Below are 23810 nucleotides of genomic sequence, written 5' to 3'. Positions count from 1 at the left end.
CGATTTGCATGGGCCGATGGCGACCCCGTAAGGTGGTGTTCACCGACGCGGGGTGGAGCAGCTCGGTAGCTCGCTGGGCTCATAACCCAGAGGTCGCAGGTTCAAATCCTGTCCCCGCTACTGAAACCGAAGGCCCGGTCCTGGAAACAGGACCGGGCCTTCGGCATTCCCCGCAGAAGACGCGAGAAGGGGGCGGACCCGTTGTTCGGGTCCGCCCCCTTCTGGGCATGGACGAGCTCTCGGATGTACGGATCAGGCCGCCGCGGCGCATTCCGGGCAGAGGCCGCGGTAGGTGACCTCCACGCCGGAGACGGTGAAGCCGAAGCGCTCCGCGGCCGGCAGGTCGGCCAGCGGGTTGCCGATGGGGTGCACATCCCGGATGGCGCCGCAGCCCGCGCAGACCAGGTGGTGGTGCGGGCGGTGGGCGTTGGGGTCGTAGCGCTTGGCGCGGCGGTCGGTGGAGACCTCCAGTACCTCGCCCAGGCTGACCAGCTCGCCGAGCGTGTTGTAGACGGTCGCCCGGGAGATCTCCGGGAGCCGTTCCACGGCACGGGCGTGCACCTCGTCAGCGGTGAGGTGGACATGGTCCCCGTCGAGGACCTCGGCCACGACCCGGCGCTGGGCGGTCATCCGCCAGCCCCGGCCGCGTAGGCGTTCCAACAGGTCACTCATGAAGCCAGCCTAACAGGAAGGGGACCTAACTCCGAACAAGTGTGGTCTTGGAAGTGAGCTTGACTTAGACAAAGTCCATTGTAGGATCGAGCCCAGATCAGTTGAGGGGCAGGACGCGGGAGGCGCGCAGATGACGCAGGGATGGCTCACCACCGAGGCCGGGGCGCCGGTCGCCGACAACCAGAACAGCGAGACCGCGGGCGCCGGCGGTCCGGTGCTGGTCCAGGACCAGCTGCTGCTGGAGAAGCTCGCCCACTTCAACCGCGAGCGCATCCCGGAGCGCGTGGTGCACGCCCGAGGCGCCGGCGCCTACGGCACCTTCACCGTCACCGCCGACCTCAGCCGCTACACCCGGGCCCGCTTCCTGGCCGAGATCGGCAAGGAGACCGAGGTCTTCCTGCGCTTCTCCACGGTGGCCGGCAACCTGGGCTCGGCGGACGCGGTACGCGACCCGCGCGGCTTCGCGGTGAAGTTCTACACCGAGGACGGCAACTACGACCTGGTCGGGAACAACACCCCGGTGTTCTTCATCAGGGACGCCGTCAAGTTCCCCGACTTCATCCACACCCAGAAGCGCGACCCGTACACCGGCTCCCAGGAGGCGGACAACGTCTGGGACTTCTGGGGCCTGTCGCCCGAGGCCACCCACCAGGTGACCTGGCTCTTCGGCGACCGCGGCATCCCCGCCTCGTACCGCCACCTGGACGGCTTCGGCTCGCACACCTTCCAGTGGAACAACGAGGCCGGCGAGGTCTTCTGGGTCAAGTACCACTTCAAGACCGACCAGGGGATCAGGAACCTCACCCAGGCGGAGGCGAACAGGCTCGCCGGTGAGGACCCGGACTCCCACCAGCGCGATCTGCGCGAGGCGATCGAGCGGGGCGACTTCCCGAGCTGGACCGTCGGGGTGCAGATCATGCCGGCCGCGGACGCCGCGACCTACCGCTTCAACCCGTTCGACCTGACCAAGGTGTGGCCGCACGCCGACTACCCGGTCATCGAGCTGGGCCGGCTGGAGCTCAACCGCAACCCGCGGAACGTCTTCGCCGAGGTCGAGCAGTCGATCTTCTCGCCGGCGCACTTCGTGCCCGGTATCGGCCCCTCGCCCGACAAGATGCTCCAGGGCCGGCTCTTCGGCTACGGCGACGCGCACCGCTACCGCGTCGGCATCAACGCCGACCATCTGCCGGTCAACCGCCCGCACGCCACCGAGGCCCGCACCTACAGCCGGGACGGCCTCCTCTACGACGGCCGCCACGAAGGCGCCAAGAACTACGAGCCGAACAGCTTCGGCGGCCCGGTCCAGACCGGCCGCCCGCTGTGGCAGCCGGTGCCGGTGAGCGGCGTCACCGGGCAGACCGAGGCCCCGGTGCACGCCGAGGACAACGACTTCGTCCAGGCGGGGGACCTCTACCGGCTGATGACCGAGGAGGAGAAGGAGCGCCTGATCGCCCACCTCTCCGGCTTCATCGCCAAGGTCTCGCGTGACGACATCGCCGAGCGCGCGATCAACAACTTCCGCCAGGCGGACGAGGACTACGGCAAGCGGCTGGAGGCCGCGGTCCAGGCCCTGCGCGGCTGATCACCAGCACTGGACCGCTTGCCGTACGAAGAGGGCCGGCCCCCGTCGCGGGGGCCGGCCCTCCGGCATGGGAGGACCCTAGGCGCGCAGTGCGGTCTGGCGCCGGTCGGGCTCGGCGCGGGCGGGGGCCCAGCAGCGGATGATGTCCCGGACCGAGACGATGCCGGCGGGTTCGTCGCCGTCGACGACGATCAGATGGCGGAAGCCGCCGTGCGCCATCGCCGCGGCGGCCTGCTCCAGAGTCCAGCCGGGCGCCGCCAGGACCACGTTGTTGGTGGTGTGCGCGCCGACCGATTCCAGGTCGGGGTTCTGGCCGGTGCCGACCGAGATGAGGATGTCCCGTTCGGTGAGTATGCCCAGGCCACTGGTGCCGGGGACGGTGGTGTCATGATCGAGGACCAGGGCCGCGCCGACCCGGCGGGCCGCCATCAGGGTGGCGGCCTGGCGCAGGGTGTGGGCGGGGCCGACGGTCAGCACGATCGGGCTCATGGCGTCACGGACGAGCATGGATGGAACCACCTCCTTGGTGGACGGTCTCCGTATGAGAAACCGTTCACAAGTTCACAAGTGGGGTCCCTTTCAGAGTGGCAGCCCGCGGCGGAGCCAACAAGGGGGAGTGCGGGTGAACCGGGCGGCGCGTGCGGAGGGCTACTCGGCGCCCGGCGTGCGGCGGTTCAGATAGTCGAGCAGCTCCTCGTGGAGCAGCCCGTTGGAGGCGGCCGCGTTGCCGCTGTGCGGGCCGGGCTGGCCGTCCAGGCCGGTGAAGGTGCCGCCCGCCTCCTGCACCACGATCGCGGGCGCCGCCATGTCCCACAGCGACAGCTCGGGCTCGGCGGCCAGGTCGATCGCGCCCTCGGCGACCATCATGTACGGCCAGAAGTCGCCGTAGCCCCGGGTGCGCCAGCAGGCCCGGGTGAGGTCCAGGAAGCCGTCGAGGCGGCCCTGCTCCTCCCAGCCGCTCAGCGAGGAGTACCCGAACGAGGCGTCCGACAGCTCGCCGACCTTCGACACATGGATACGGGAGGCGGAGGTGAGGTTCCGGCCGGTGTACGCGCCGAGGTCCTTCGCCGCCCACCAGCGGCGGCTCAGCGCCGGGGCCGAGACCAGCCCCACCACCGGCTGGAAGCCCCCGGGCCCGGCCTCCATCAGCGCGATCAGGGTCGCCCACACCGGCACCCCGCGCACATAGTTCTTGGTGCCGTCGATCGGGTCGATCACCCAGCGGCGCGGGCCGGTGCCCTCCTGGCCGTACTCCTCGCCGAGCACCGAGTCCCGGGGGCGGGCCCGCTTGAGCTGGCCCCGGATCAGCTCCTCCGCCGCCCGGTCGGCCTCGCTCACCGGCGTCATGTCCGGCTTGGTCTCGACCTTCAGGTCCAGCGCCTTGAAGCGGTCCATGGTGGCGGCGTCGGCGGCGTCGGCCAGCACATGGGCGAGCCGGAGGTCATCGTGGTAGTCGGCCATGTCCCCGACTCTAACCCCGGGCCGGCGGCGGACGATCACCCGTCCGGCGGACGGACCGGAGTGCTCTCCCGACCAGGGCTCAGTGCGAGGAGCCGGAGAGCTGGAGCCCGATCACGCCCAGGATGACCAGCGAGATGGAGATGATCTTCAGCGTGGAGACCAGGTCACCCAGGAAGAACATCCCGTAGATCGCGGTGCCCGCCGCGCCGATGCCGGTCCACACCGCGTACGCCGGACCGATGTCCAGCTTCCGCAGCGACAGCGTCAGCAGCCCGAAGCTGCCCAGCGCGAACGCGGCGAACGCCACCGTGGGCCAGAGCCGGGTGAACCCCTGCGACAGCTTCAGGCAGACCGCGAACCCGGTCTCCAGCAGCCCGGCGGCGATCACCAGCAGCCACGCCATCGTGCGTACCTCCCGCGTCCCGCGACGGTCGTCGTGGCAGCGAGTATGCACACAGCCCCCCGGCCTCCCGGCGGACGTGGTGGCGTCGGTTGCCCTCGCGTCGCACCGGGCGGCCGTACGCGCCCCGGCGGCCGGTCAGTCGCCCTCGCGCCGCTCGCGGGTGGCCAGCAGCCGGCGCAGCGATTCCAGCCGGGCCGGGTCGGCGTGCCCCTCCGCCACATAGGCGTCCAGCGCGCAGTCCGGCTCGTCGTGGGAGCAGGCCCGGGGGCAGTTCTCGGTGCCCGGCACCAGATCGGGGAAGGCGAGGATCACCCGGGAGGGGTCCACATGGTGCAGCCCGAAGGACCGCACCCCCGGGGTGTCGATCACCCAGCCGTCCGCCCCGGCCAGCGGCAGCGCCAGCGCCGAGGTGGTGGTGTGCCGGCCGCGCCCGGTGACCGCGTTGACATGCCCGGTCACCCGCCGCCGCTCCTCGCCCACCAGCGCGTTGACCAGGGTGGTCTTGCCGACGCCCGAGTGGCCGACGAAGGCGGTGGTCCGCCCGGCCAGCTGCTCGCGCACCCGGTCGGCGCCGTCCCCCTCGTACAACTCCTCCCGGCTGGTCACGACATACGGGATGTCCAGCGCCCCGTACATCGCCAGCAGCTCCTTGGGGGAGGCCAGATCGGACTTGGTGAGCACCAGCAGCGGCTCCAGGCCGCCGTCGTACGCGGCCACCAGGCAGCGGTCGATCATCCGCGGCCGCGGCTCGGGGTCGGCCAGCGCGGTGACCACCGCCAGCTGGTCGGCGTTGGCGACCACCACCCGCTCGTAGGGGTCGTCGTCGTCCGCGGTGCGGCGCAGCACCGACTCCCGCTCGCCGATCCGGACGATCCGGGCCAGGGTGTCCTTCTTCCCCGACATGTCCCCGACCAGGGACACCCGGTCGCCGACCACCGCCGCCTTGCGGCCCAGCTCACGGGCCTTCATCGCCAGCACCGTCCGCCCGTCGACCAGGCAGGTCAGCCGGCCCCGGTCCACGGTGAGGACCATGCCCTCGGCGGCGTCCTCGTGCTTGGGCCGGATGCTGGTACGCGGCCGGTTGCCCTTGCGGTTGGGGCGGGAGCGGATGTCGTCCTCGTCGGTGTGCTTGCCGTAGCGCCGCATCGTCGTCAGGCCCTACGCATTCCGGTCCGCTCCCACGGTCTCCAGCCCGAGCATCCCGGTCCACATGGCAGGGAAGTCCGGCAGGGTCTTCGCGGTGGTCGCCACGTTCTCGATCTCCACGCCGGGCACCGCCAGGCCGATCACCGCGCCGGCGGTGGCCATCCGGTGGTCGTCATAGGTGTGGAACACCCCGCCGCGCAGCGGACGCGGCCGGATGGCCAGTCCGTCGGCGGTCTCGGTGACATCGCCGCCCAGGCCGTTGATCTCCTTGGTCAGCGCGGCCAGCCGGTCCGTCTCGTGCAGCCGCAGATGCGCCACCCCGCGCAGCACCGACGGCGAGTCCGCCAGCGCGGCCACCGCGGCGATCCCCGGGGTCAGCTCGCCGACCTCGCCGAGGTCCACGTCGATGCCGTGGATGGCGCCCGTACCGGAGAAGACCAGGCCCTGCTCGGTCAGTTCGCAGGAACCGCCCATCGCGGTGAAGATTTCCCGCAGCGCGTCACCGGGCTGGGTGGTCCGCTCCGGCCAGTCCGGGATCACCACCCGGCCGCCGGTGACCAGCGCCGCCGCCAGGAAGGGCTGCGCGTTGGACAGATCGGGCTCCACCGTGAGGTCCCGGCCCAGCAGCGCGGAGGGGGAGACCCGCCACACATCCGGCTCGCCGCCCGTCTCCGGCTCGTCCACCTGCGCGCCGACCGCCCGCAGCATGTCCACCGTCATCCGGATGTGCGGCATCGACGGCAGCCGGGAACCGGTGTGCCGCACCTCCACACCCTGGTTGAACCGCGGCGCCGACAGCAGCAGCGCGCTGACGAACTGCGAGGACGAGGAGGCGTCGATCTCCACCGGGCCGCCCTCCAGCGCCCCGGCGCCGTGCACCGTCAGCGGCAGCGCGCCGCGTCCCTCGTCGTCGATCCGGGCGCCCAGCGCGCGCAGCGCGTCGATCACCCCGTGCAGCGGGCGCTCGTAGGAGCGCGGGTCGCCGTCGAAGCGGACCTCGCCGTCGGCCAGCGCGGCCACCGGCGGCAGGAAGCGCATCACGGTGCCCGCGTTGCCGACGTCCACCGCCGCGGGGCCGTGCAGCCGCGCCGGGATGACCCGCCAGGCCTCACCGGTGCCGTCCGGGCCGACGCCCTCCTCGATGCCCACGCCCAGGGTGCGCAGCGCCTGGGCCATCAGCAGGGTGTCCCGGGAGCGCAGCGGGCGGCGCAGCCAGCCCGGCTCGGAGGCGAGCGCGGCCAGCACCAGGGCGCGGTTGGTGACCGATTTCGAACCGGGCACGGTGACGGTCGCGTCGACGGCTCCGCTCGCGTGCGGGGCGGTCCAGAGATCAAGGTGGGCGGGGGTGTCGGCCATGCCCCTCACTTTAGTCGGGCGCCGGGGGGCGGGCGGAGCCCGGACCGACTGGTGAGAAGGGCCGCAATTGCGGGTCCCGGGCCTACAGGCCCAGCAGCCGCCGCCCGCCGCCGGTGCCAGGCCTACAGCCCGAGCAGCCAGCGCCCGCCGCCGATCAGCGAGCAGAGCGCCACCGCGTGGAACAGCAGCAGCCACATCGCCCCCGGCACATGCGTCAGCCGCGCCAGCTGGTCGGCGTCCGAGTCCGGCGCCCCGCCGTGCCGCCGCTTGCGCTGGAGCTCGAACACCGGCCGCACCCCGCCCAGCAGCAGGAACCACACCGCCGCGTACGCGAACGCCGACTGCACCTGCGGGGTGGTCAGCCAGGACACCAGCACGAACGCCCCGCCGGTCAGCACCACGGTGAGCATCCCGTAGGCGTTGCGGACCATCACCAGCAGCGCCAGCAGCAGCGCGGTGGCCACCCACAGCAGCAGGGTGATCCGGTGCGCGGCCAGCAGCCAGGCCCCGCCCAGTCCCAGCAGCGAGGGCGCGGTGTACCCGGCCGCCGCGGTGAGCACCATGCCCAGACCGGTGGGCTTGCCCCGGCTCACCGTCAGCCCGCTGGTGTCGGAGTGCAGCCGGATGCCGTCCAGGCGCCGCCCGGTGACCACCGCGAGCAGCCCGTGGCCGCCCTCATGGGCGATGGTGATCGCGTTTCGGGAGACCCGCCACAGCGCCCACGGCCCCACCGCCACCAACGCGGCCACCCCGGTGGCGATCACCAGCCACAGATCGGGGGCCGGCTGCAGCCCGGACAGCCGCTCCCACAGCGAACCGGGGTCGAAGCCGTCCGGGGCGGCGGCGGTCGGATGCGCAGACGTGTACGGGCTCATACAGGGGACGACTCCTCGCGGTGGCCGGGGGGTTCCCGCGTACGCGTGACGGGTGCGGGGGAACGCTGTGCGGGGGACCACACTCTCACCCGTACGGGCGTTTGGGCGCGGGCCCGGCCCCGTACGCTCGGAAGGCGACGACACGGAGGGGTGGAGAAGCGGATGTGCGGACGGTACGCGGCGAGCCGCAAGCCCGAGGACCTGGCGGGAGTCTTCGAGGTGGAGAAGTGGGAGCCCGAGGAGGCCCTGGCGCCCGACTACAACGTGGCCCCCACCAAGGAGGTCTACGCCGTCCTGGAGCGCCCGGTGAAGGGCGCCGACGACCAGAGTCCGGTCCGCCAGCTGCGCACCCTGAAGTGGGGGCTGGTCCCCTCCTGGTCCAAGACCCCCGAGGGCGCCGCCCGCATGATCAACGCCCGGGCCGAGACGGTGCACGAGAAGCCCTCCTACCGGCGGGCCTTCGCCGAGCGCCGCTGCCTGCTCCCCGCCGACGGCTACTTCGAGTGGGTCACCGGCTCCCAGGAGCGCGAGCTGGAGGTGGAGGGCAAGAAGAAGCGGCCTCGCAAGCAGCCCTACTTCGTCACCCCCGCCGACGGCTCGGTGCTGGCGCTGGCCGGGCTGTACGAGTTCTGGCGCGACCGCACCCTGCCCGACGACCACCCGAACGCCTGGTGGGTGACCTGCTCGGTGATCACCACCGAGGCGGAGACCGGCCCGCTGGGGGTCGCCCCCGCCGAGGGCCCGCGCTCGCTGGCCGACATCCACCCCCGGATGCCGCTGATGCTCACCCCCGACCGCTGGGACGCCTGGCTCGACCCCTCCCGCACCGGCGGTGACGAGCTGCGCGAACTGCTGAGCCCGCCGCCCGAGGGCCTGATGCGTGCCTACCCGGTCACCACCGCGGTCAGCAACGTCCGCAACAACGGCCCCGAACTGCTGGAGGAGCTGCCCGCCCCCGAGGAGCAGACGCTCTTCTGAATCCCGCTCCCCCGCAGTCCGGCGGGGCAGGATGGCCGGATGAGCACGACACCCCAGACCCGCACCGAGACCGTCCCCACCGGGGGCGGTGACGCCCGGATCACCTGGTACGAGGCTCCCGGCGCCGCGCTGGTCCTCGCCCTCGGGCACGGCGCGGGCGGCGGAATCGAGGCGCGGGACCTGGTGGCGCTGGCCGCCGCGCTGCCCGCCGCCGGGGTGAGTGTCGCCCTGGTCGAGCAGCCCTGGCGGGTCGCCGGGAGGAAGCTCGCCCCGGCGCCCAAGCGGCTGGACGAGGCCTGGCGGGACCTGTGGCCGGCGCTGCGGGCGGCCGGTCGCCCGGTGGTGGCCGGCGGACGCAGCGCCGGGGCCCGGGTCGCCTGCCGCACCGCGCACGAGCTGGGCGCCCACGCGGTGCTCGCGCTCTCCTTCCCGCTCCACCCGCCGGGCCGCCCGGAGAACAGCCGGGCCGCCGAGCTGCTCGGCGCCGGCGGCGGGGTTCCGGTGCTGGTGGTGCAGGGCGCGGCGGACCCGTTCGGCCGCCCGGCGGAGTTTCCCGAGGGCGGCCATGAGCTGGTGGAGGTGCCGTACGCGGACCATGGCTTCGCGGTGCCCAAGCGGGCGCCGGTCGGTCAGGACGAGGCGTTGGCGGTGATCACCGACCGGGTGGCGGAGTGGGCGGGCGGCCTGTGACCGCCCTCGCGGGGAATGCCGACAGCAGGCGAAGTGTTGACGGGGACGTCGGTGCGCAGGGGCACCGGCCGCCGTAGCAGACACACCACCAGGAGTAGGGAGTCCGACGCATGGGTTCGACCATCTGCCCGAGTCGCCCGGAGGCCGCCGCGGACGCGGTCCGGGTGGTGCTGCCCTCGGCGCGCACCGCGCCCGGCCGCACGCCGGGCGGAGCGAATCGGAAAGGACGGTCGGCGGAAGGTCGACTATTCTCCGATTCGAGCGGGTCCGCACCGGGTCTCGCCACCGCAGCGCTGGAGGAGGTGGGTCCGGTCACTGGGACCGACACGGGGACCGACGGCGGCCACGAGGAGACCGCGGCCGAGCGCAACGCGCGCTTCGAGCGGGACGCCCTGGAGTACCTGGACCAGATGTACTCCGCGGCGCTGCGCATGACGCGCAACCCGGCCGACGCCGAGGACCTGGTGCAGGAAACCTACGCCAAGGCGTACGGCTCGTTCCACCAGTTCCGTGAGGGCACCAACCTCAAGGCCTGGCTGTACCGCATCCTCACCAACACCTTCATCAACTCGTACCGCAAGAAGCAGCGGGAACCGCAGCGCAGCGCGGCCGAGGAGATCGAGGACTGGCAGCTCGCCCGGGCCGAGTCGCATATGTCGACCGGACTGCGCTCCGCCGAGTCCCAGGCGCTGGACCACCTGCCGGACTCCGATGTGAAGTCGGCCCTCCAGGCCATTCCGGAGGAGTTCCGGATCGCGGTCTACCTCGCCGATGTCGAGGGCTTCGCCTACAAGGAGATCGCGGACATCATGGGGACCCCCATCGGCACCGTGATGTCCCGACTGCACCGCGGCCGGCGCCAGCTGCGCGGAATGCTGGAGGACTACGCCCGTGAGCGCGGGCTGGTGCCCGCCGGCGCCGGGGAGTCGAACGACCGGAAGGGCTCGGGCTCATGAGCTGCGGAGAGCCGCACGAGACGGAGTGCTCCGAGATCCTTGACCACCTGTACGAGTTCCTCGACCGCGAGATGCCCGACAGCGACTGCACCAAGTTCGAGGTGCACTTCGGGGAGTGCTCGCCGTGCCTGGAGAAGTACGGGCTGGAGCAGGCGGTGAAGAAGCTGGTCAAGCGGTGCTGCGGCCATGACGACGTGCCGAGCGACCTGCGGGCCAAGGTCATGGGCCGGATCGAGCTGATCCGCGCCGGGGAGCCGGTGCCGGACCACGAGATCTCGCCCACCGGCAAGGAGTAGCTCTCCCGCACACGAGAGCCCGGCCCACCGCGCCGCCGCGCGGTGGGCCGAGCCGTCTCGGGGACTGTGGGATCAGTCGAGTGGGTCCAGGGTGACGTAGGCCTGCTGCGGGTTGCCGTCGTGCACCAGGGACTCGTGCGCGCCGACGTCGTCAAAGGCGAACGCGTACGCCTTGCCGTCGGCCATCCGGGAGTGGATCGCCTTGGCGTAGTGGTTGGTCGAGGCGTCCTGGTAGAAGCCGGCCGCCGAGGAGTCGGGCTGGTTGGCGTTGGTCAGCAGCGTGGTGCGGTTGAAGCCCGCGCACAGGGTCCGCGAGATCGGTCCGCGCACCTGGTCGTTGGGGGCGTCCAGCCGCTTGTAGCAGCCGAACACGCTGTCCGCGTCCGGCTTCTGGAACGAGGTGACCACCCGGCCGGAGCCGTCGGTGAAGTTCATGACCCCGCCGGAGACCCGGCCGACGTACTTGGTGTTCGGCTGGTGGGCGAAGGGGGTCACGGTGAGCGTGGAGCCGGCGTACCTGCTCCACACCCGGTTGATGTAGTCGTCCATGACAGAGGCCGGCAGCGCGCCGGTGCCCACGCCGTGGCCGGGGGAGAGCACCCGCAGCACCGAGCCGTCCGGCCCGTTCTGGATCAGCCCGCCCCAGCCGCCCGGCTGGTTGCGTACCGCGTCGATCACCCCGCGGTAGCCGCCGGGCTTGAGGTGTCCGGTGGTGCGGGTGGCCCCGTTGCCGCCCCTGACCCCGACCGCGTAGGGGGCGGAGAACATGTCCACCTGGGTGCTGTTGATCCACAGCCCGCCGTCGTTGAGCGTGTACTCGGACCAGTTGAACAGGGTGTTCCGGTTGGGGTCGGAGGGGTTCTGCACGGCCGGCTGGACCAGCCCGCCGGTGGTGAGCCGGAAGTCCAGCTTCTTCCCGTACGAGAAGTAGACCCGGCCGGAGAACTTCGGCAGCCGGATGGTCACCGAGCGCCCGTTGGCGGGCCCGGCGATGGAGGCGTCCGGCGCCGGGGTGGGCGGGTTGCCGCCGGCCGGCCATGGATGGAAGGTCCCGCCCGCGTCCGCCCAGCCCTGGCGCCCGCTGGCCAGGTCGGTGCCCAGGTTGTAGAGGTACACCGGCTGGTTGCGGCCGGAGCTGTTGGTGAAGGTGATCGGGATGGTGGCCGGGACGGCCTGGACGGCGGCGGCCCGCGTGGGCTCCTGGGCGGCGTCCGCCTTCTCGGCGAAGGTGCCGGTGGCGGTCAGCCCGGCGGCGCAGAGCGCGGCGGCGGCCGTGGAGAGAAGCAACTTCTTTGCTGATGGCATGGATTACCTCCTCGTCGACATGACGAGGTCGTGGGGGGAGAGGCCCGCGCCGTGGGGAAACGAGAGCGCTCTGAGAGCGCTCTCAGATTGGCGTGAACCGAACAACTCGTCAAGATGTACGGGGCGTTTCGCCGCCGCGTTCAGGCTCGGGCACGGCTTCTGAGGTGGGCACGTCGACCGTCGGCAGTCGCCCCAAGCGCCCCGGCGGCGCGCGTGCCGCCGAAGAAAGGGGTAACCCATGGGTAATGAGCGGGCGTCCTGCCGGGCATGGTTGGATGCGAACAAGAGGGTGTTCGGGGGCAGAGACCCTCGGCGACCGGCAGGCGGGAATCGTGAGGATCTTCGGGAAGGTACGGCATCGGCCCTCCGCCTCGTGGCGGCAGGCCACCGACCGCGCGTTCACGCTGATCGGGGACGGGCGGTACGAGGACGCGGGCGCGCTGCTGACGCGCGCGGCCGATCTGGAGCCCTGGCTCTCGGAGTCGTGGTTCAACCTGGCGCTGCTGCACAAGTTCCGGCACGACTGGGAGCAGGCCCGTACGGCGGGGCTGCGGGCGGTCGCGCTGCTGGACAAGGAGGCCGGGGCACCCGACTGGTGGAACGTGGGGATCGCGGCCACCGCGCTCCAGGACTGGCCGCTGGCGCGCCGGGCCTGGCAGGCGTACGGGCTGAAGGTGCCCGGGCCGGCGGTCACCGGCGGGGAGCCGGCCGGGATGGAGCTGGGCAGCGCCGCGGTGCGGCTGTCGCCGGAGGGCGAGGCCGAGGTGGTGTGGGGCCGGCGGCTGGATCCGGCCCGGATCGAGGTGCTGTCGGTGCCGCTGCCGTCCTCCGGGCGGCGCTGGGGCGAGGTCGTGCTGCACGACGGCGTCCCGCACGGCGAGCGGACCACCGGCGCGGGTCACAGCTTCCCGGTGTTCGACGAGATCGAGCTCTGGGCGCCGTCGCCGGTGCCGACCTGGGTGGTGCTGCTGGAGGCGGCGACCGAGGCGGACCGGGACGCGCTGGAGACGCTGGCGGCGGACGCCGGGTTCGCGGCCGAGGACTGGTCGTCCTCGGTGCGGCTGCTGTGCCGGTCCTGCTCGGAGTCGACCATGCCGGCGGCCGAGGGCGAGGGCGAGCACCTGGACCCGCACGACCGCAGTGAGCCGGGGCATCCGGGGCCGCTGGGCCACCGTTCGCCGGGCGAGCTGTGGGTGCCGGAGCGGGAGTGCGGGATAGCCGCTCCGCCCGGGCTGGTGCGCGGGCTGCTGGACGGCTGGGTCGCCGACAGCCCGGACAGCCGCGAGTGGCGGGACCTGGAAGAGGTCTGCTGAGGCCGGGCCCGCCTTCCGCGGGGTGAGGGCCCGGCCGGGCCGTCCCGTACGGACTAGGCTGTACGGGCACACGCTCACCGCGGACCGAACCCGGCCACCGGCGGTGGCTTCCGGGATCCAGAAAGGCGCGAGTGGCGGACATGGCGGAGCAGCAGACGGCTTTGCGGGTGGACGACGAGGGCTTCGTCATCGACACCGAGGACTGCGAGGAGCGCGAGGCCGCCCACCGCGAGCGCGGCACCTCCCGCCCCATCACGGTCGTCGGCAACCCGGTGCTGCACAAGGAGTGCAAGGACGTCACCGAGTTCGGCGAGGAGCTGGCCCAGCTGGTGGACGACATGTTCGCCAGCCAGCGCACCGCCGAGGGCGTGGGCCTGGCCGCCAACCAGATCGGGGTGGACCTGAAGGTCTTCGTCTACGACTGCCCGGACGACGAGGGCGTGCGGCACACGGGTGTGGTGTGCAACCCGGTGCTGGAGGAGCTGGCCCCCGAGCTGCGGGCACTGGACGACTCCAACGAGGGCTGCCTGTCGGTGCCCACCGCGTACGCCTCGCTGGCCCGGCCCGACTATGCCTCGGTGCGCGGCCAGGACATCCAGGGCAACCCGATCCGGGTGCGCGGCACCGGCTACTTCGCGCGCTGCCTCCAGCACGAGACGGACCATCTGTACGGGTATCTGTACATCGACCGGCTGTCCAAGCGGGAGCGCAAGGACGCCCTGAAGCAGATGGCCGAGGGCACTCCGCGCTACCCGGTCGTCGCCAACGACTGACCGGCGTATACGAAAGAAGGCCCGCCCCCCCCAGTCCAGGGGAGCGGGCCTTCTTCGTACAGCGGATCCTCAGAAGTCCTCGTCCAGGTCCACCGAGCCCTGCACCGCCACCTGGTAGGCGGAGACGCGGCGCTCGAAGAAGTTGGTCAGCTCCTGGACACCCTGGAGCTCCATGAACGAGAACGGGTTCTGCGAGCCGTACACCGGGGCGAAGCCCAGGCGCTGGAGGCGCTGGTCGGCGACGCACTCCAGGTACTCGCGCATCGACTCGGTGTTCATGCCGGGCAGGCCGTCACCGCACAGGTCGCGGCCGAACTGGAGCTCGGCCTCCACGGCCTCCTTCAGCATGTCGGTGACCTGCTGGGTGAGCTCCTCGTCGAAGAGCTCCGGCTCCTCCTTGCGGACGGTGTCCACGACCTCGAAGGCGAAGTTCATGTGCATCGTCTCGTCCCGGAACACCCAGTTGGTGCCGGTGGCCAGGCCGTGCAGCAGGCCGCGCGAGCGGAACCAGTAGACGTAGGCGAAGGCCCCGTAGAAGAACAGGCCCTCGATGCACGCCGCGAAGCAGATCAGGTTCAGCAGGAAGCGGCGGCGGTCGGCCTTGGTCTCCAGCTGGTCGATCTTCTCGACGGAGTCCATCCACTTGAAGCAGAACTGGGCCTTCTCGCGGATGGAGGGGATGTTCTCCACCGCGTCGAACGCGGCCGCGCGGTCCTCCGGGTCGGGGAGGTAGGTGTCGAGCAGCGTCAGATAGAACTGGACGTGCACGGCCTCCTCGAACAGCTGGCGCGAGAGGTACAGCCGCGCCTCGGGGGAGTTGATGTGCTTGTAGAGCGTCAGCACCAGGTTGTTGGCGACGATCGAGTCACCGGTGGCGAAGAACGCCACCAGCCGCCCGATCATGTGCTGCTCGCCCGGGGACAGCTTGGCGAGGTCGGCCACGTCGGAGTGGAGGTCGACCTCCTCCACGGTCCAGGTGTTCTTGATCGCGTCGCGGTAGCGCTCGTAGAAGTCCGGGTAGCGCATCGGACGCAGGGTCAGCTCGAATCCCGGGTCGAGCAGGTTCTTTTCGTTGTTCGTGGTGCTCATTACTGGCAGGCCTCGCAGGACTCGGGGTTCTCAAGGGAGCAGGCGACCGCGTCCGGGTCGGCGGCCTGCTGTACGGGGATGGTGGCGGTGCCGGCGGGCGCGGTGGCGGCGGCCGGGGTCTGGCCGCCGGCGGCGCGGGCGATCCGGGTGGCCGGGCGGGAGCGCAGGTAGTACGTGGTCTTCAGACCCTGCTTCCAGGCGTACGCGTACATCGACGACAGCTTGCCGATGGTGGGCGTCTCCAGGAACAGGTTCAGTGACTGCGACTGGTCCAGGAACGGGGTCCGGGCGGCGGCCATGTCGATCAGACCGCGCTGCGGGATCTCCCAGGCCGTGCGGTACAGCGCCCGGACGTCCTCGGGCACCCAGGTGAAGCCCTGCACCGAGCCGTTGGAGTCGCGCAGCGCCTCGCGGGTCTGCGCGTCCCAGACGCCGAGTTTCTTCAGCTCGGCCACCAGGTAGGCGTTGACCTGGAGGAACTCGCCCGACAGGGTCTCGCGCTTGAACAGGTTGGAGACCTGCGGCTCGATGCACTCGTAGACACCGGCGATGGAGGCGATGGTCGCGGTCGGGGCGATCGCCAGCAGCAGCGAGTTGCGCATCCCGGTGGTGGCGACCCGCTCGCGCAGCGCCGTCCAGCGCTCCGGCCAGTTCAGCTCCACGTCGTAGTGGTCCGGGTGCAGCACCCCGCGCGCGGTCCGGGTCTTCTCCCAGGCCGGCAGCGGGCCGTGGCGCTCGGCGAGGTCGCAGGAGGCCTCGTAGGAGGCGAGCATGATCCGCTCGGCGATCCGGGTGGAGAGCGCCCGTGCCTCGGGGGAGTCGAACGGCAGCTTCAGCTGGAAGAAGACGTCCTGGAGGCCCATCGCGCCCAGACCCACCGGGCGCCACTTGGAGTTGGAGTTGCCGGCCTGCTCGGTCGGGTAGAAGTTGATGTCCACCACGCGGTCGAGGAAGGTGACGGCGGTGCGCACGGTGGCGTCCAGCCGCTCCCAGTCGATGTCCCCGTCCTTGACGAAGGCCCCGAGGTTCACCGAGCCCAGGTTGCAGACGGCCGTCTCGCCGTCGTCGGTGACCTCCAGGATCTCGGTGCACAGGTTGGAGGAGTGCACCACCGCGCCGGACTCGGCGGTCTGGTTGGCGGTCCGGTTGGAGGCGTCCTTGAAGGTCATCCAGCCGTTGCCGGTCTGCGCCAGGGTGCGCATCATCCGGCCGTACAGCTCACGCGCCGGCATGGTCTTGCGGGCCAGCCCGGCGGCCTCGGCCTTGCGGTAGGCGGCGTCGAACTCCTCGCCGTACAGGTCCACCAGCTCCGGCACATCGGCCGGGGAGAACAGCGACCAGGGCTGATCGGCGTTGACCCGGCGCATGAACTCGTCCGGGATCCAGTGCGCCAGGTTGAGGTTGTGGGTGCGCCGGGCGTCCTCGCCGGTGTTGTCCCGCAGCTCCAGGAACTCCTCGATGTCCGCGTGCCAGGTCTCCAGGTAGACCGCGGCCGCGCCCTTGCGCCGCCCGCCCTGGTTGACCGCCGCCACCGAGGCGTCCAGCGTCTTCAGGAACGGCACGATGCCGTTGGAGTGCCCGTTGGTGCCCCGGATCAGCGAACCGCGCGAGCGGATGCGGGAGTAGGCGATGCCGATGCCGCCGGCGTGCTTGGAGAGCCGGGCCACCTGGTGGTAGCGGTCGTAGATCGAGTCCAGCTCGTCGGCGGGGGAGTCCAGCAGGTAGCAGGAGGACATCTGCGGGTGCCGGGTGCCGGAGTTGAACAGCGTCGGCGAGGACGGCAGGTAGTCCAGCCGGCTCATCAGCCGGTAGAGGGAGGCCACCTCGTCCACCGCGCGTACGGAGTCGTCCTCGGCGAGGCCGGCGGCGACCCGGAGCATGAAGTGCTGCGGGGTCTCGATCACCTTGCGGGTGATCGGGTGGCGGAGGAGGTAGCGGGAGTAGAGGGTGCGCAGCCCGAAGTAGCCGAAGCGGTCGTCGGCGCCGAGGTCGACCAGCGCGTCCAGGGTGTCCGCGTGCAGTGCGGCGAACGCGGCGGTGCGGTCGGCGATCAGCCCCTCGCGGTGCCCCACCGCCACCGAGGCCGAGAACGACACCGCGCCCTGCCCGGCCGCCTCCTCGGCGATGGTCCGGGTCAGCAGCCTGGCGGCCAGCCGCGAGTACGCGGGGTCCTCGGAGATCAGCCCGGCGGCCGCCTCGGTGGCCAGCTCCCGCAGCTCCGCCTCGTCCGACCCGGCGTGCCGGCCGCGCAGCGCGGCGGCGGCGACCCGGCCGGGGTCGGTGTCGGGCAGGTCGGCGGTGAGGTCGGTCAGGGTGCGCAGCAGCGCGGTACCGGGACCGTCGGCGCTCACCCCCGCGGTCTGCTCCGGTTCCGTGACGCGTGAGGCCGGATCGGCTGGCGCGATGGTCACGTGGGGCTCTCCCTCGCTCGGCTCGGGGCCCTCGACAGGCGGGCGGCGGGAAGCGCGAGAGCGGCTTGCCCGGGCACAGGGCAGCACGGCTCGCGTCCACCGGCCCACTCCGCGAGGCCCGGACGTCTGGACACCCGGGCCGGTCGGTCCGAGTGTGCTGCCGGCAGGTCGTCGGACTCACGGCGCGCCCGGGCCGGTACGGCTTGGGGGCGCGTACCGGGGCGGAAACACACCGGTTTCACCGTTGCGGGACAGTTCCGGATTCGCACCGGATTCCCCTGCGGCGACAGCAGGAATGAGCATACATCTGGTGGGCGCTCGCGAAAGCACCCCCCAGATGTTGTGTCGGCCCGTACAAGTCGTGTCCATCCGCACACCTGTTGTGTCCGCCCCCGCCACCCTGCGGGAACAGGCCAAGGGACAGCTGGGCGACCGGCCGCGGAGGCCGGGGGCCGCGCGGGGCGGCCGGGACCGGGGCGTGGCGCGGGGCCACCCGGATGGCCCCCTCGCGGCGCCGGGAGGGCCGGGGCGGGGCCGTGTACGGGCCCGGCCGGGGCGTCGCCCGAAGTCCGGCCACAGGGCCGCCCGGGGTCCGGCCGCGGGGCAGCCCGGAGTTCGGCGGCGGGGCGGCCCGGGGTGTGGCCCGGGTCCGGCCGCGGTACCGCCCGGGGTCCGGCCGCGGCGCTGCCCGGGGTCCGGTCGGGGGGCGCCCGGGGTCTAGCCGCGGTACCGCCCGGGGTCCGGCCGGGGTGTGGCCCGGGTCTGGCCGCGGGGCAGCCCGGAGTTCGGCGGCGGTACCGCCCGGAGTTCGGCCGCGGGGCAGCTCGGGTCCTGGCCGTGGGGCGGCCCAGGTTCTGGCCGGGGTGTCGCCGGACGGCCCCCTCGCAGCCGCCCGTATGCCCCCGCCGGGGTCGTTCAGACGTCCCGGCCGTAGGTGTGCAGGGTGACACCGGGGATGGGCGCCCAGTCGCGGGCGGGGGTGCGGTCGAAGCCGACCCGGCGGTAGAGGCGCTGGGCGGCGGCCATGGCCAGGTGCGAGGAGAGCACCACCCGCCGGCAACCGGGCACCGTCCGCGCCCGGTCGACACAGGCCCGCACCAGCGCCTCGCCCGCGCCCCGGCGGCGCGCCTCCCGGTCCACCGCCAGCATCCGGATCTCCGCCTCGCCCGCCCCGGCGAGGTCCGCCCAGGCCCCCGGCCCGGCGGCCAGGGCCACCCCGCCGAGCACCCGTCCGGTGTCGTCCACGGCGACCAGCACCTCCGCGTCGGCGGCCCGGCGCGCCACATCCCGCAGCGCGACCAGGTACTCGTCGGCCTCGCCGAACTCCAGCAGCCCGTCGGCCAGGTACGCCCGCGCGGTGACCTCGCCCAGCGCGGTGTGCTCCTCGGGGCGTACCGCCCTGATGGTGATGTCCATAACCGCAAGCGTGCAGCGCGGCGGGCCGCCACGCCTCCCCGGAGGGAGGTGCGACGGCCCGCGGTAGGCGAAACGGGTGGCCCTTACGGCCTGCGGCCCTACGCGGGGGCCTTGCTCGGGTCCTTTCGGCCGTCGTCCTCGGCCTCGGGGCCGTCGACCAGCTCCGGCAGCTCGGTGGCCACGCCCGGGTCGCCCGCGTCCGCGGTGTAGTCGGAGGGCTGGGTCTCGTCCACCCCGTCCGGCGCCTTGACCGCCCGCAGCACGAAGGTGAGCACGATGGTGACCAGGGCGTTGAGCACGAAGGCGGTGAGACCGATGTAGCCGATCTCGCCGATGCCGGGGATCTCCGCCGAGGAGCCGCCGAAGTGCTTCTGGGTCGGCGAGGCCACCCCGTACGCGGCGGCCGTGCCGTACACCATGCCGACGGCCCAGCCGCCGAGCAGCGCCCAGCGGTGGAACCAGCGGGTGAACAACCCGCCGACCAGGGCCGGGAGGGTCTGCAGGATCCAGATGCCGCCCAGCAGCTGGAAGTTGATGGCGACCGTCTTGTCCATGGTGAGGACGAAGACCAGCGCGCCCACCTTGACCAGCAGCGACACCAGCTTGGAGACCTTGGTCTCCTGCGCCGGGGTGGCGTCCGGCTTGATGAAGTCCTTGTAGATGTTGCGGGTGAACAGGTTGGCCGCGGCGATCGACATGATGGCCGCCGGGACCAGCGCGCCGATGCCGATGGCGGCGAAGGCGATGCCCGCGAACCAGTCCGGGAACATGTTCTCGAACAGCTGCGGGATGGCCAGCTGCCCGTTGGACACCTTGACCCCGGCCGCGATCGCCATGAAGCCGAGCAGCGCCAGCAGGCCCAGCATCAGCGAGTACAGCGGCAGGATGGTGGTGTTGCGGCGGATCACGTCCCGGCTGCGGGAGGAGAGCGTCGCGGTGATCGAGTGCGGGTACATGAACAGCGCCAGCGCCGAGCCGAGTGCCAGCGTGGCGTACCCCCACTGGCCCATCTCCCCGGGCACCAGCGCGCCGCGCGGCTGGCCGGTCGCCGGGTTCTTCTGGGCGAAGGCGTCCCCGGCCGCGTCGAAGATCGCCCCGAAGCCGCCGAGCTTGATCGGGATGTAGATGATCGCCACCGCGATGACGATGTAGATCAGGGTGTCCTTGACGAAGGCGATCAGCGCCGGGGCGCGCAGCCCGGAGGAGTAGGTGTACGCGGCGAGCACACCGAAGGCGATGAGCAGCGGCAGGTCCTTGATGAACCAGTGCGTGGACTCCCCGCCGCCGATGCCCATCACGTCCAGCACGGCCTGGATGCCGACCAGTTGCAGTGCGATGTACGGCATGGTGGCCAGCAGGCCGGTGACGGCCACCGCCAGCGACAGGCCCTTGGAGCCGAACCGGCCGCGGACGAAGTCCGAGGTGGTCACATAGCCGTGCTTGTGCGAGACCGACCAGAGCCGGGGCAGGAAGGTGAAGATCAGCGGGTAGACCAGGATGGTGTACGGCACGGCGAAGAAGCCGGCCGCGCCCGCCGCGTAGATGGCCGCCGGGACGGCCACGAAGGTGTACGCGGTGTAGAGGTCGCCGCCCAGCAGGAACCAGGTGATCCAGGTGCCGAACGAGCGGCCGCCCAGGCCCCATTCGTCCAGGCTCTGCTCGTTCTCCGCCTTGCGCCAGCGGGCCGCCAGGAAGCCCATCACGGTGACGGCCAGGAAGAAGAAGAGGAAGACGGCGAGTGCCACGCCGTTCACGCCGTCCTTCACTTCGCCGCACCCCCCTTCGCGGGCCCCGCGGGCTGTGCGGCCTTCGCGGGCCGCGCGGCCTTGCGGGCGCGCTGCTCACGGTGCCACAGCTGGTACGCCGCCATGGTCAGGATCGTGGAGAGCACGACCCAGGCCATCTGGTACCAGTAGAAGAACGGGATCCCGATGAAACGGGGTTCCACCCGCGCGTACGAGCTCACCCAGAGCATGGCGGCGAACGGTGCGGCGAGGCAGAGGGCGACCACCACCCGGACCGGGGTGACCACGGGCAGCGCGCCGGTGTCTCCCGGGGGTCTGGGCCCCTGTTCCTCCGGCTTCCGCTCCTCCGGCTCCTGTGCCATGACCGGCACCTCCGTCCCCTCGCTGAGCTGCCGCTGTGCGGCCCGTCACAGGCTGGTAATGGGTCGGCAATCTAGGCGACCGATCCCGCCCGGCGTAACCCCCGTCCGTATAACGGACGCATCTCGCCGTGAACGCGCAGGGGCCTTGACCAGTCCTTTGACGGGGGCCGCCAGCGGTCGGAATCTCCCTCTCCGCTTCACCCGGGGCGGGTACGCCGAAGGGGGCCGCCCCCGTTCGTCCGGGTGCGGCCCCCTTCGTCCGGGCGGAGGTCAGCCGTTGGGCCGCTGGAGCCGGGCGACGAACTTGTAGCGGTCGCCCCGGTAGACCGAGCGGACCCACTCCACCGGCTCCCCGTTCTCGTCGCGGGAGTGGCGGGAGAGCATCAGCATCGGCAGCCCGGTGTCGGTGCCGAGCAGCCCGGCCTCGCGGGGGGAGGCGAGTGAGGTCTCGATGGTCTCCTCGGCCTCGGCGAGGCGCACGTCGTACACCTCGGCCAGCGCGGTGTAGAGAGAGGTGTACTTCACCAGCGAGCGGCGCAGCGCCGGGAAGCGCTTGGCGGAGAGATGGGTGGTCTCGATCGCCATCGGCTCGCCGCTGGCCAGCCGCAGCCGCTCGATGCGCAGCACCCGTCCGCCGGCGGAGATGTCCAGCAGCCCGGCGAGGGTGTCATCGGCCGTCACATAGCCGATGTCCAGCAGCTGGCTGGTGGGCTCCAGACCCTGGGCGCGCATGTCCTCGGTGTACGAGGTGAGTTGCAGCGCCTGGGAGACCTTCGGCTTGGCGACGAAGGTGCCCTTGCCCTGGATGCGCTCCAGCCGGCCCTCGACCACCAGCTCCTGGAGGGCCTGGCGCACGGTGGTGCGGGAGGTGTCGAACTCGGCGGCCAGGGTGCGCTCCGGCGGCACCGGGGTGCCGGGCGGCATGGTCTGCGTCATGTCCAGCAGATGCCGCTTCAGCCGGTAGTACTTGGGCACGCGCGCGGTACGGGTCGCCGTCCCGCTCTCGGCTTCGGTGCCGCCCCCGTCCGTGGTCATGACCCGCCTTCCCGACTCCTGCGCTGTTGCCGTCACCGGCTCCTCCGTCACTTGGCTCACATGGTGGCACGGACCGGTCACGGCTGGTCGGGCCCCGCCTCAGGTGTCGGTCTCGTAACGGACCCGACTGCCCTTCTTATACACCCTTGACACCCCTAAAGGTCTAGGCCAAGCTCCCGGTTACTGGTCTAAACCACTAAAGGCCAGGTCCCAGGCCCACGCAGGATCATGCACGCGTCCGTCTCATGCTGCGCGTATCCCGGGGGGTGGGGGTGGAACTCTGCATCCCTTTGAGGAGGGTGGCGTGAAGCGCAAGCTCGCAGCGGCGATCGGTGTCGCGGCCATGATGGCGTCGGTGGCGGCCTGTGGTTCGGACGGCGGCAGCGATGCGGCCAAGGACCCGAAGGACCGCAAGGGCGACCTGACGGTCTGGCTGATGGTCGACGCCCAGTCCACCTGGCCGGAGCTCGTCAAGGACGTCAACGCCCAGTTCAACAAGAAGTACCCGGGCGTGAAGGTCGACGTCCAGTACCAGCAGTGGGCGGACAAGACCAAGAAGCTTGACACCGCGCTCGGTGGCGACAAGTTCCCGGACGTCGTGGAGCTCGGCAACACCGAGACCATGACGTACATCCTGAACGGCGCCCTCGCCGAGATCGACCCCAAGAAGTACGACAACTCCGACACCTGGATCCAGGGTCTGAAGGACACCTGCGCCTACGAGGGCAAGCAGTTCTGCGTGCCTTACTACGCCGGTGCCCGGGTCGCCATCTACAACACCGAGATGCTGAAGAAGGGCGGCGCGAAGACCCTGCCCACCACCGAGGCCGAGTTCCTCAAGGTGATGGACAAGGTGTCGGCCGAGTACGGCAAGAAGGACAAGCGCTTCTCCTCCCTCTACCTGCCGGGCCGCTACTGGTACGCCGCGATGTCCTACGTCGCCGCGTACGGCGGCAAGATCGCCGAGTACGACGAGGGCGCCAAGGAGTGGAAGTCCTCCCTCTCCAGCCCCGAGGCGCAGAAGGGCATCCAGCACTTCATCGACCTGGTCAAGAAGTACAACAAGGCCGACCAGACCAAGGACGAGCAGGACCACGCCAACGTCATGGCCAACGAGAAGGCCGCCGTGCTCTACGGCAACGGCTGGGAGGCCGGCTCGGTCATCGACGGCAAGAACAACGGCAACCCCAAGCTGGAGGGCAAGATCCTCACGGCCGGTATGCCCGGCCCCAACGGCAAGGCGCTGCCCTCCTTCATCGGCGGCTCGGACCTCGGCGTGATCAGCAAGTCGAAGTCCGCCGACCTCGCCGAGGAGTGGATCGCGATGTACACCAGCGAGAAGTCGCAGGAGGTGCTCGCGGGCAAGAACATCCTGCCCAACAACACCAAGCAGCTGGAGCCGCTGAAGGCCAAGCCGGAGACCGCGCCGATCGCCAACGCGGTGCCGGACGCCTGGTTCACCCCGATCGCCCCGGGCTGGACCTCCATCGAGAAGGAGGAGGTCCTGGAGAACATGCTCCTCGACATCCTCAAGGGCACCTCGGTGGCCGACGCGACCAAGAAGGCCGACGAGAAGGTCAACGCGCTGATCAACAAGGAGTCCTGAGCCCGCGGGCCGGCCGGGGCGGGTCCGTCCCCCGCCTCCCGGCCGGCCCGCGCCCGACCGGCCTCCCGGGACTCCCGTCCCGGGGGCCGGCCCAGGATCCACCGGCGTCGGCGGGACGACCGCCCCCGGGTCGAAGCTCCGACTCATGGGCGACGGGCCCCGGTTCCCCGGTTCGGGGCCACGGCCCCCCGCCGGGCTCCCGGTCCACGGGCTCCCGGCCCAAGGGGCCCCGGCTCCCGCCGGGTTCCCGGTCCACGGGCTCCCGGCCCAAGGGGCCCCGGCTCCCGCCGGGTTCCCGGTCCACGGGCTCCCGGCCCAAGGGGCCCCGGCCCCGGGGTCC

At 71.7% G+C, this 23810-nt stretch carries 22 protein-coding genes, 1 tRNA gene and 1 riboswitch; of the genes, 9 read left to right on the top strand and 14 right to left on the bottom strand.

Annotated features, from left to right (window positions below; translation table 11 throughout):
* Positions 1–46 precede the first annotated feature (46 nt).
* Positions 47–120, top strand: a tRNA-Met gene (locus ABZ945_RS03350).
* 132 nt (positions 121–252) lie between these two features.
* Here ABZ945_RS03350 and ABZ945_RS03345 read toward each other — a convergent pair.
* Complete coding sequence (locus ABZ945_RS03345) at positions 253–672, bottom strand: Fur family transcriptional regulator (RefSeq protein WP_361263098.1); 420 nt, start codon at positions 670–672, stop codon at positions 253–255.
* Positions 673–802: 130 nt separating this feature from the next.
* Here ABZ945_RS03345 and ABZ945_RS03340 point away from each other — a divergent pair, with 130 nt between their 5' ends.
* The gene (locus tag ABZ945_RS03340; RefSeq protein WP_361263095.1) at positions 803–2254 is read left to right on the top strand and encodes a catalase; all 1452 of its coding nucleotides are present in this window, start codon (positions 803–805) and stop codon (positions 2252–2254) included.
* A gap of 78 nt (positions 2255–2332) precedes the next feature.
* Here the strand turns inward: ABZ945_RS03340 and ABZ945_RS03335 are convergent, their stop codons facing one another.
* The 6 genes from ABZ945_RS03335 to ABZ945_RS03310 all read right to left on the bottom strand — a co-directional run bounded on the left by ABZ945_RS03335 (position 2333) and on the right by ABZ945_RS03310 (position 7495).
* Positions 2333–2761 carry a CBS domain-containing protein gene (locus ABZ945_RS03335; RefSeq protein WP_361263092.1) on the bottom strand — a complete coding sequence of 143 codons (429 nt, stop codon included), beginning with the start codon at positions 2759–2761 and terminating at the stop codon, positions 2333–2335.
* 141 nt (positions 2762–2902) lie between these two features.
* Positions 2903–3715: a histidinol-phosphatase gene (hisN, locus tag ABZ945_RS03330; RefSeq protein WP_361263090.1), complete on the bottom strand. Its 813-nt coding sequence runs from the start codon at positions 3713–3715 to the stop codon at positions 2903–2905.
* 79 nt (positions 3716–3794) lie between these two features.
* The gene (locus tag ABZ945_RS03325) at positions 3795–4118 is read right to left on the bottom strand and encodes a multidrug efflux SMR transporter (protein WP_361263087.1); all 324 of its coding nucleotides are present in this window, start codon (positions 4116–4118) and stop codon (positions 3795–3797) included.
* Positions 4119–4253: 135 nt separating this feature from the next.
* Positions 4254–5264 carry a ribosome small subunit-dependent GTPase A gene (rsgA, locus tag ABZ945_RS03320; protein ID WP_361263084.1) on the bottom strand — a complete coding sequence of 337 codons (1011 nt, stop codon included), beginning with the start codon at positions 5262–5264 and terminating at the stop codon, positions 4254–4256.
* A gap of 12 nt (positions 5265–5276) precedes the next feature.
* Complete coding sequence (aroA, locus tag ABZ945_RS03315; protein WP_361263082.1) at positions 5277–6620, bottom strand: 3-phosphoshikimate 1-carboxyvinyltransferase; 1344 nt, start codon at positions 6618–6620, stop codon at positions 5277–5279.
* A gap of 122 nt (positions 6621–6742) precedes the next feature.
* The gene (locus ABZ945_RS03310; RefSeq protein ID WP_361263079.1) at positions 6743–7495 is read right to left on the bottom strand and encodes a M50 family metallopeptidase; all 753 of its coding nucleotides are present in this window, start codon (positions 7493–7495) and stop codon (positions 6743–6745) included.
* Between the two features lie 162 nt (positions 7496–7657).
* Here ABZ945_RS03310 and ABZ945_RS03305 point away from each other — a divergent pair, with 162 nt between their 5' ends.
* The 4 genes from ABZ945_RS03305 (at position 7658) to rsrA (ending at position 10415) form a co-directional block, all read left to right on the top strand.
* Positions 7658–8473, top strand: a complete 816-nt coding sequence (locus tag ABZ945_RS03305) for an SOS response-associated peptidase (protein WP_361263076.1) — start codon at positions 7658–7660, stop codon at positions 8471–8473.
* Positions 8474–8512: 39 nt separating this feature from the next.
* The gene (locus ABZ945_RS03300; RefSeq protein WP_361263074.1) at positions 8513–9163 is read left to right on the top strand and encodes an alpha/beta family hydrolase; all 651 of its coding nucleotides are present in this window, start codon (positions 8513–8515) and stop codon (positions 9161–9163) included.
* A 302-nt stretch (positions 9164–9465) separates the two neighbouring features.
* Positions 9466–10119 carry a sigma-70 family RNA polymerase sigma factor gene (locus ABZ945_RS03295; protein ID WP_248632580.1) on the top strand — a complete coding sequence of 218 codons (654 nt, stop codon included), beginning with the start codon at positions 9466–9468 and terminating at the stop codon, positions 10117–10119.
* Positions 10116–10415 (top strand): mycothiol system anti-sigma-R factor, encoded by a 300-nt coding sequence (gene rsrA / locus ABZ945_RS03290; RefSeq protein ID WP_361263070.1) that lies wholly within the window; start codon positions 10116–10118, stop codon positions 10413–10415. Before ABZ945_RS03295 ends, rsrA begins: the two co-directional genes overlap by 4 nt.
* Before the next feature lie 72 nt (positions 10416–10487).
* On the opposite strand, the gene ABZ945_RS03285 is transcribed toward rsrA, so the two are convergent.
* A complete protein-coding gene (locus ABZ945_RS03285) occupies positions 10488–11720 on the bottom strand; it encodes a glycoside hydrolase family 64 protein (protein WP_361263067.1) in 1233 nt (410 codons plus the stop codon).
* Positions 11721–12052: 332 nt separating this feature from the next.
* On the opposite strand from ABZ945_RS03285, the gene ABZ945_RS03280 reads away from it, so the two are divergent.
* Positions 12053–13033, top strand: coding sequence for a hypothetical protein (locus tag ABZ945_RS03280; RefSeq protein ID WP_361263064.1), 981 nt, complete (start codon positions 12053–12055; stop codon positions 13031–13033).
* A 140-nt stretch (positions 13034–13173) separates the two neighbouring features.
* A complete protein-coding gene (def, locus tag ABZ945_RS03275) occupies positions 13174–13806 on the top strand; it encodes a peptide deformylase (protein WP_361263061.1) in 633 nt (210 codons plus the stop codon).
* Positions 13807–13875: 69 nt separating this feature from the next.
* Here def and ABZ945_RS03270 read toward each other — a convergent pair whose 3' ends face one another.
* From ABZ945_RS03270 to ABZ945_RS03245, 6 genes are all read right to left on the bottom strand, one after another.
* Positions 13876–14895 carry a ribonucleotide-diphosphate reductase subunit beta gene (locus tag ABZ945_RS03270; RefSeq protein ID WP_361263058.1) on the bottom strand — a complete coding sequence of 340 codons (1020 nt, stop codon included), beginning with the start codon at positions 14893–14895 and terminating at the stop codon, positions 13876–13878.
* Positions 14895–17246: a ribonucleoside-diphosphate reductase subunit alpha gene (locus tag ABZ945_RS03265; protein WP_361263833.1), complete on the bottom strand. Its 2352-nt coding sequence runs from the start codon at positions 17244–17246 to the stop codon at positions 14895–14897. Before ABZ945_RS03265 ends, ABZ945_RS03270 begins: the two co-directional genes overlap by 1 nt.
* Positions 17247–17450: 204 nt before the next feature.
* A riboswitch (cobalamin riboswitch) is annotated at positions 17451–17616 on the bottom strand.
* Between the two features lie 605 nt (positions 17617–18221).
* Positions 18222–18722 carry a GNAT family N-acetyltransferase gene (locus tag ABZ945_RS03260; RefSeq protein ID WP_361263055.1) on the bottom strand — a complete coding sequence of 167 codons (501 nt, stop codon included), beginning with the start codon at positions 18720–18722 and terminating at the stop codon, positions 18222–18224.
* 98 nt (positions 18723–18820) lie between these two features.
* Positions 18821–20488 (bottom strand): monocarboxylate uptake permease MctP, encoded by a 1668-nt coding sequence (gene mctP / locus ABZ945_RS03255; RefSeq protein WP_361263052.1) that lies wholly within the window; start codon positions 20486–20488, stop codon positions 18821–18823.
* Positions 20485–20754, bottom strand: coding sequence for a DUF3311 domain-containing protein (locus ABZ945_RS03250; protein WP_361263830.1), 270 nt, complete (start codon positions 20752–20754; stop codon positions 20485–20487). The genes mctP and ABZ945_RS03250 overlap by 4 nt, the downstream gene beginning before the upstream one ends.
* Before the next feature lie 345 nt (positions 20755–21099).
* Positions 21100–21864 (bottom strand): GntR family transcriptional regulator, encoded by a 765-nt coding sequence (locus ABZ945_RS03245; protein ID WP_248632588.1) that lies wholly within the window; start codon positions 21862–21864, stop codon positions 21100–21102.
* 304 nt (positions 21865–22168) lie between these two features.
* Here ABZ945_RS03245 and ABZ945_RS03240 point away from each other — a divergent pair, with 304 nt between their 5' ends.
* The gene (locus tag ABZ945_RS03240; RefSeq protein ID WP_361263049.1) at positions 22169–23470 is read left to right on the top strand and encodes a sugar ABC transporter substrate-binding protein; all 1302 of its coding nucleotides are present in this window, start codon (positions 22169–22171) and stop codon (positions 23468–23470) included.
* The last annotated feature ends 340 nt before the right edge of the window (positions 23471–23810 follow it).

Source organism: Streptomyces sp. NPDC046887, assembly GCF_040644755.1.
Classification (GTDB): Bacteria; Actinomycetota; Actinomycetes; order Streptomycetales; family Streptomycetaceae; genus Streptomyces; species Streptomyces lichenis.
This window is presented reverse-complemented; position numbering and strand designations above follow the sequence as displayed.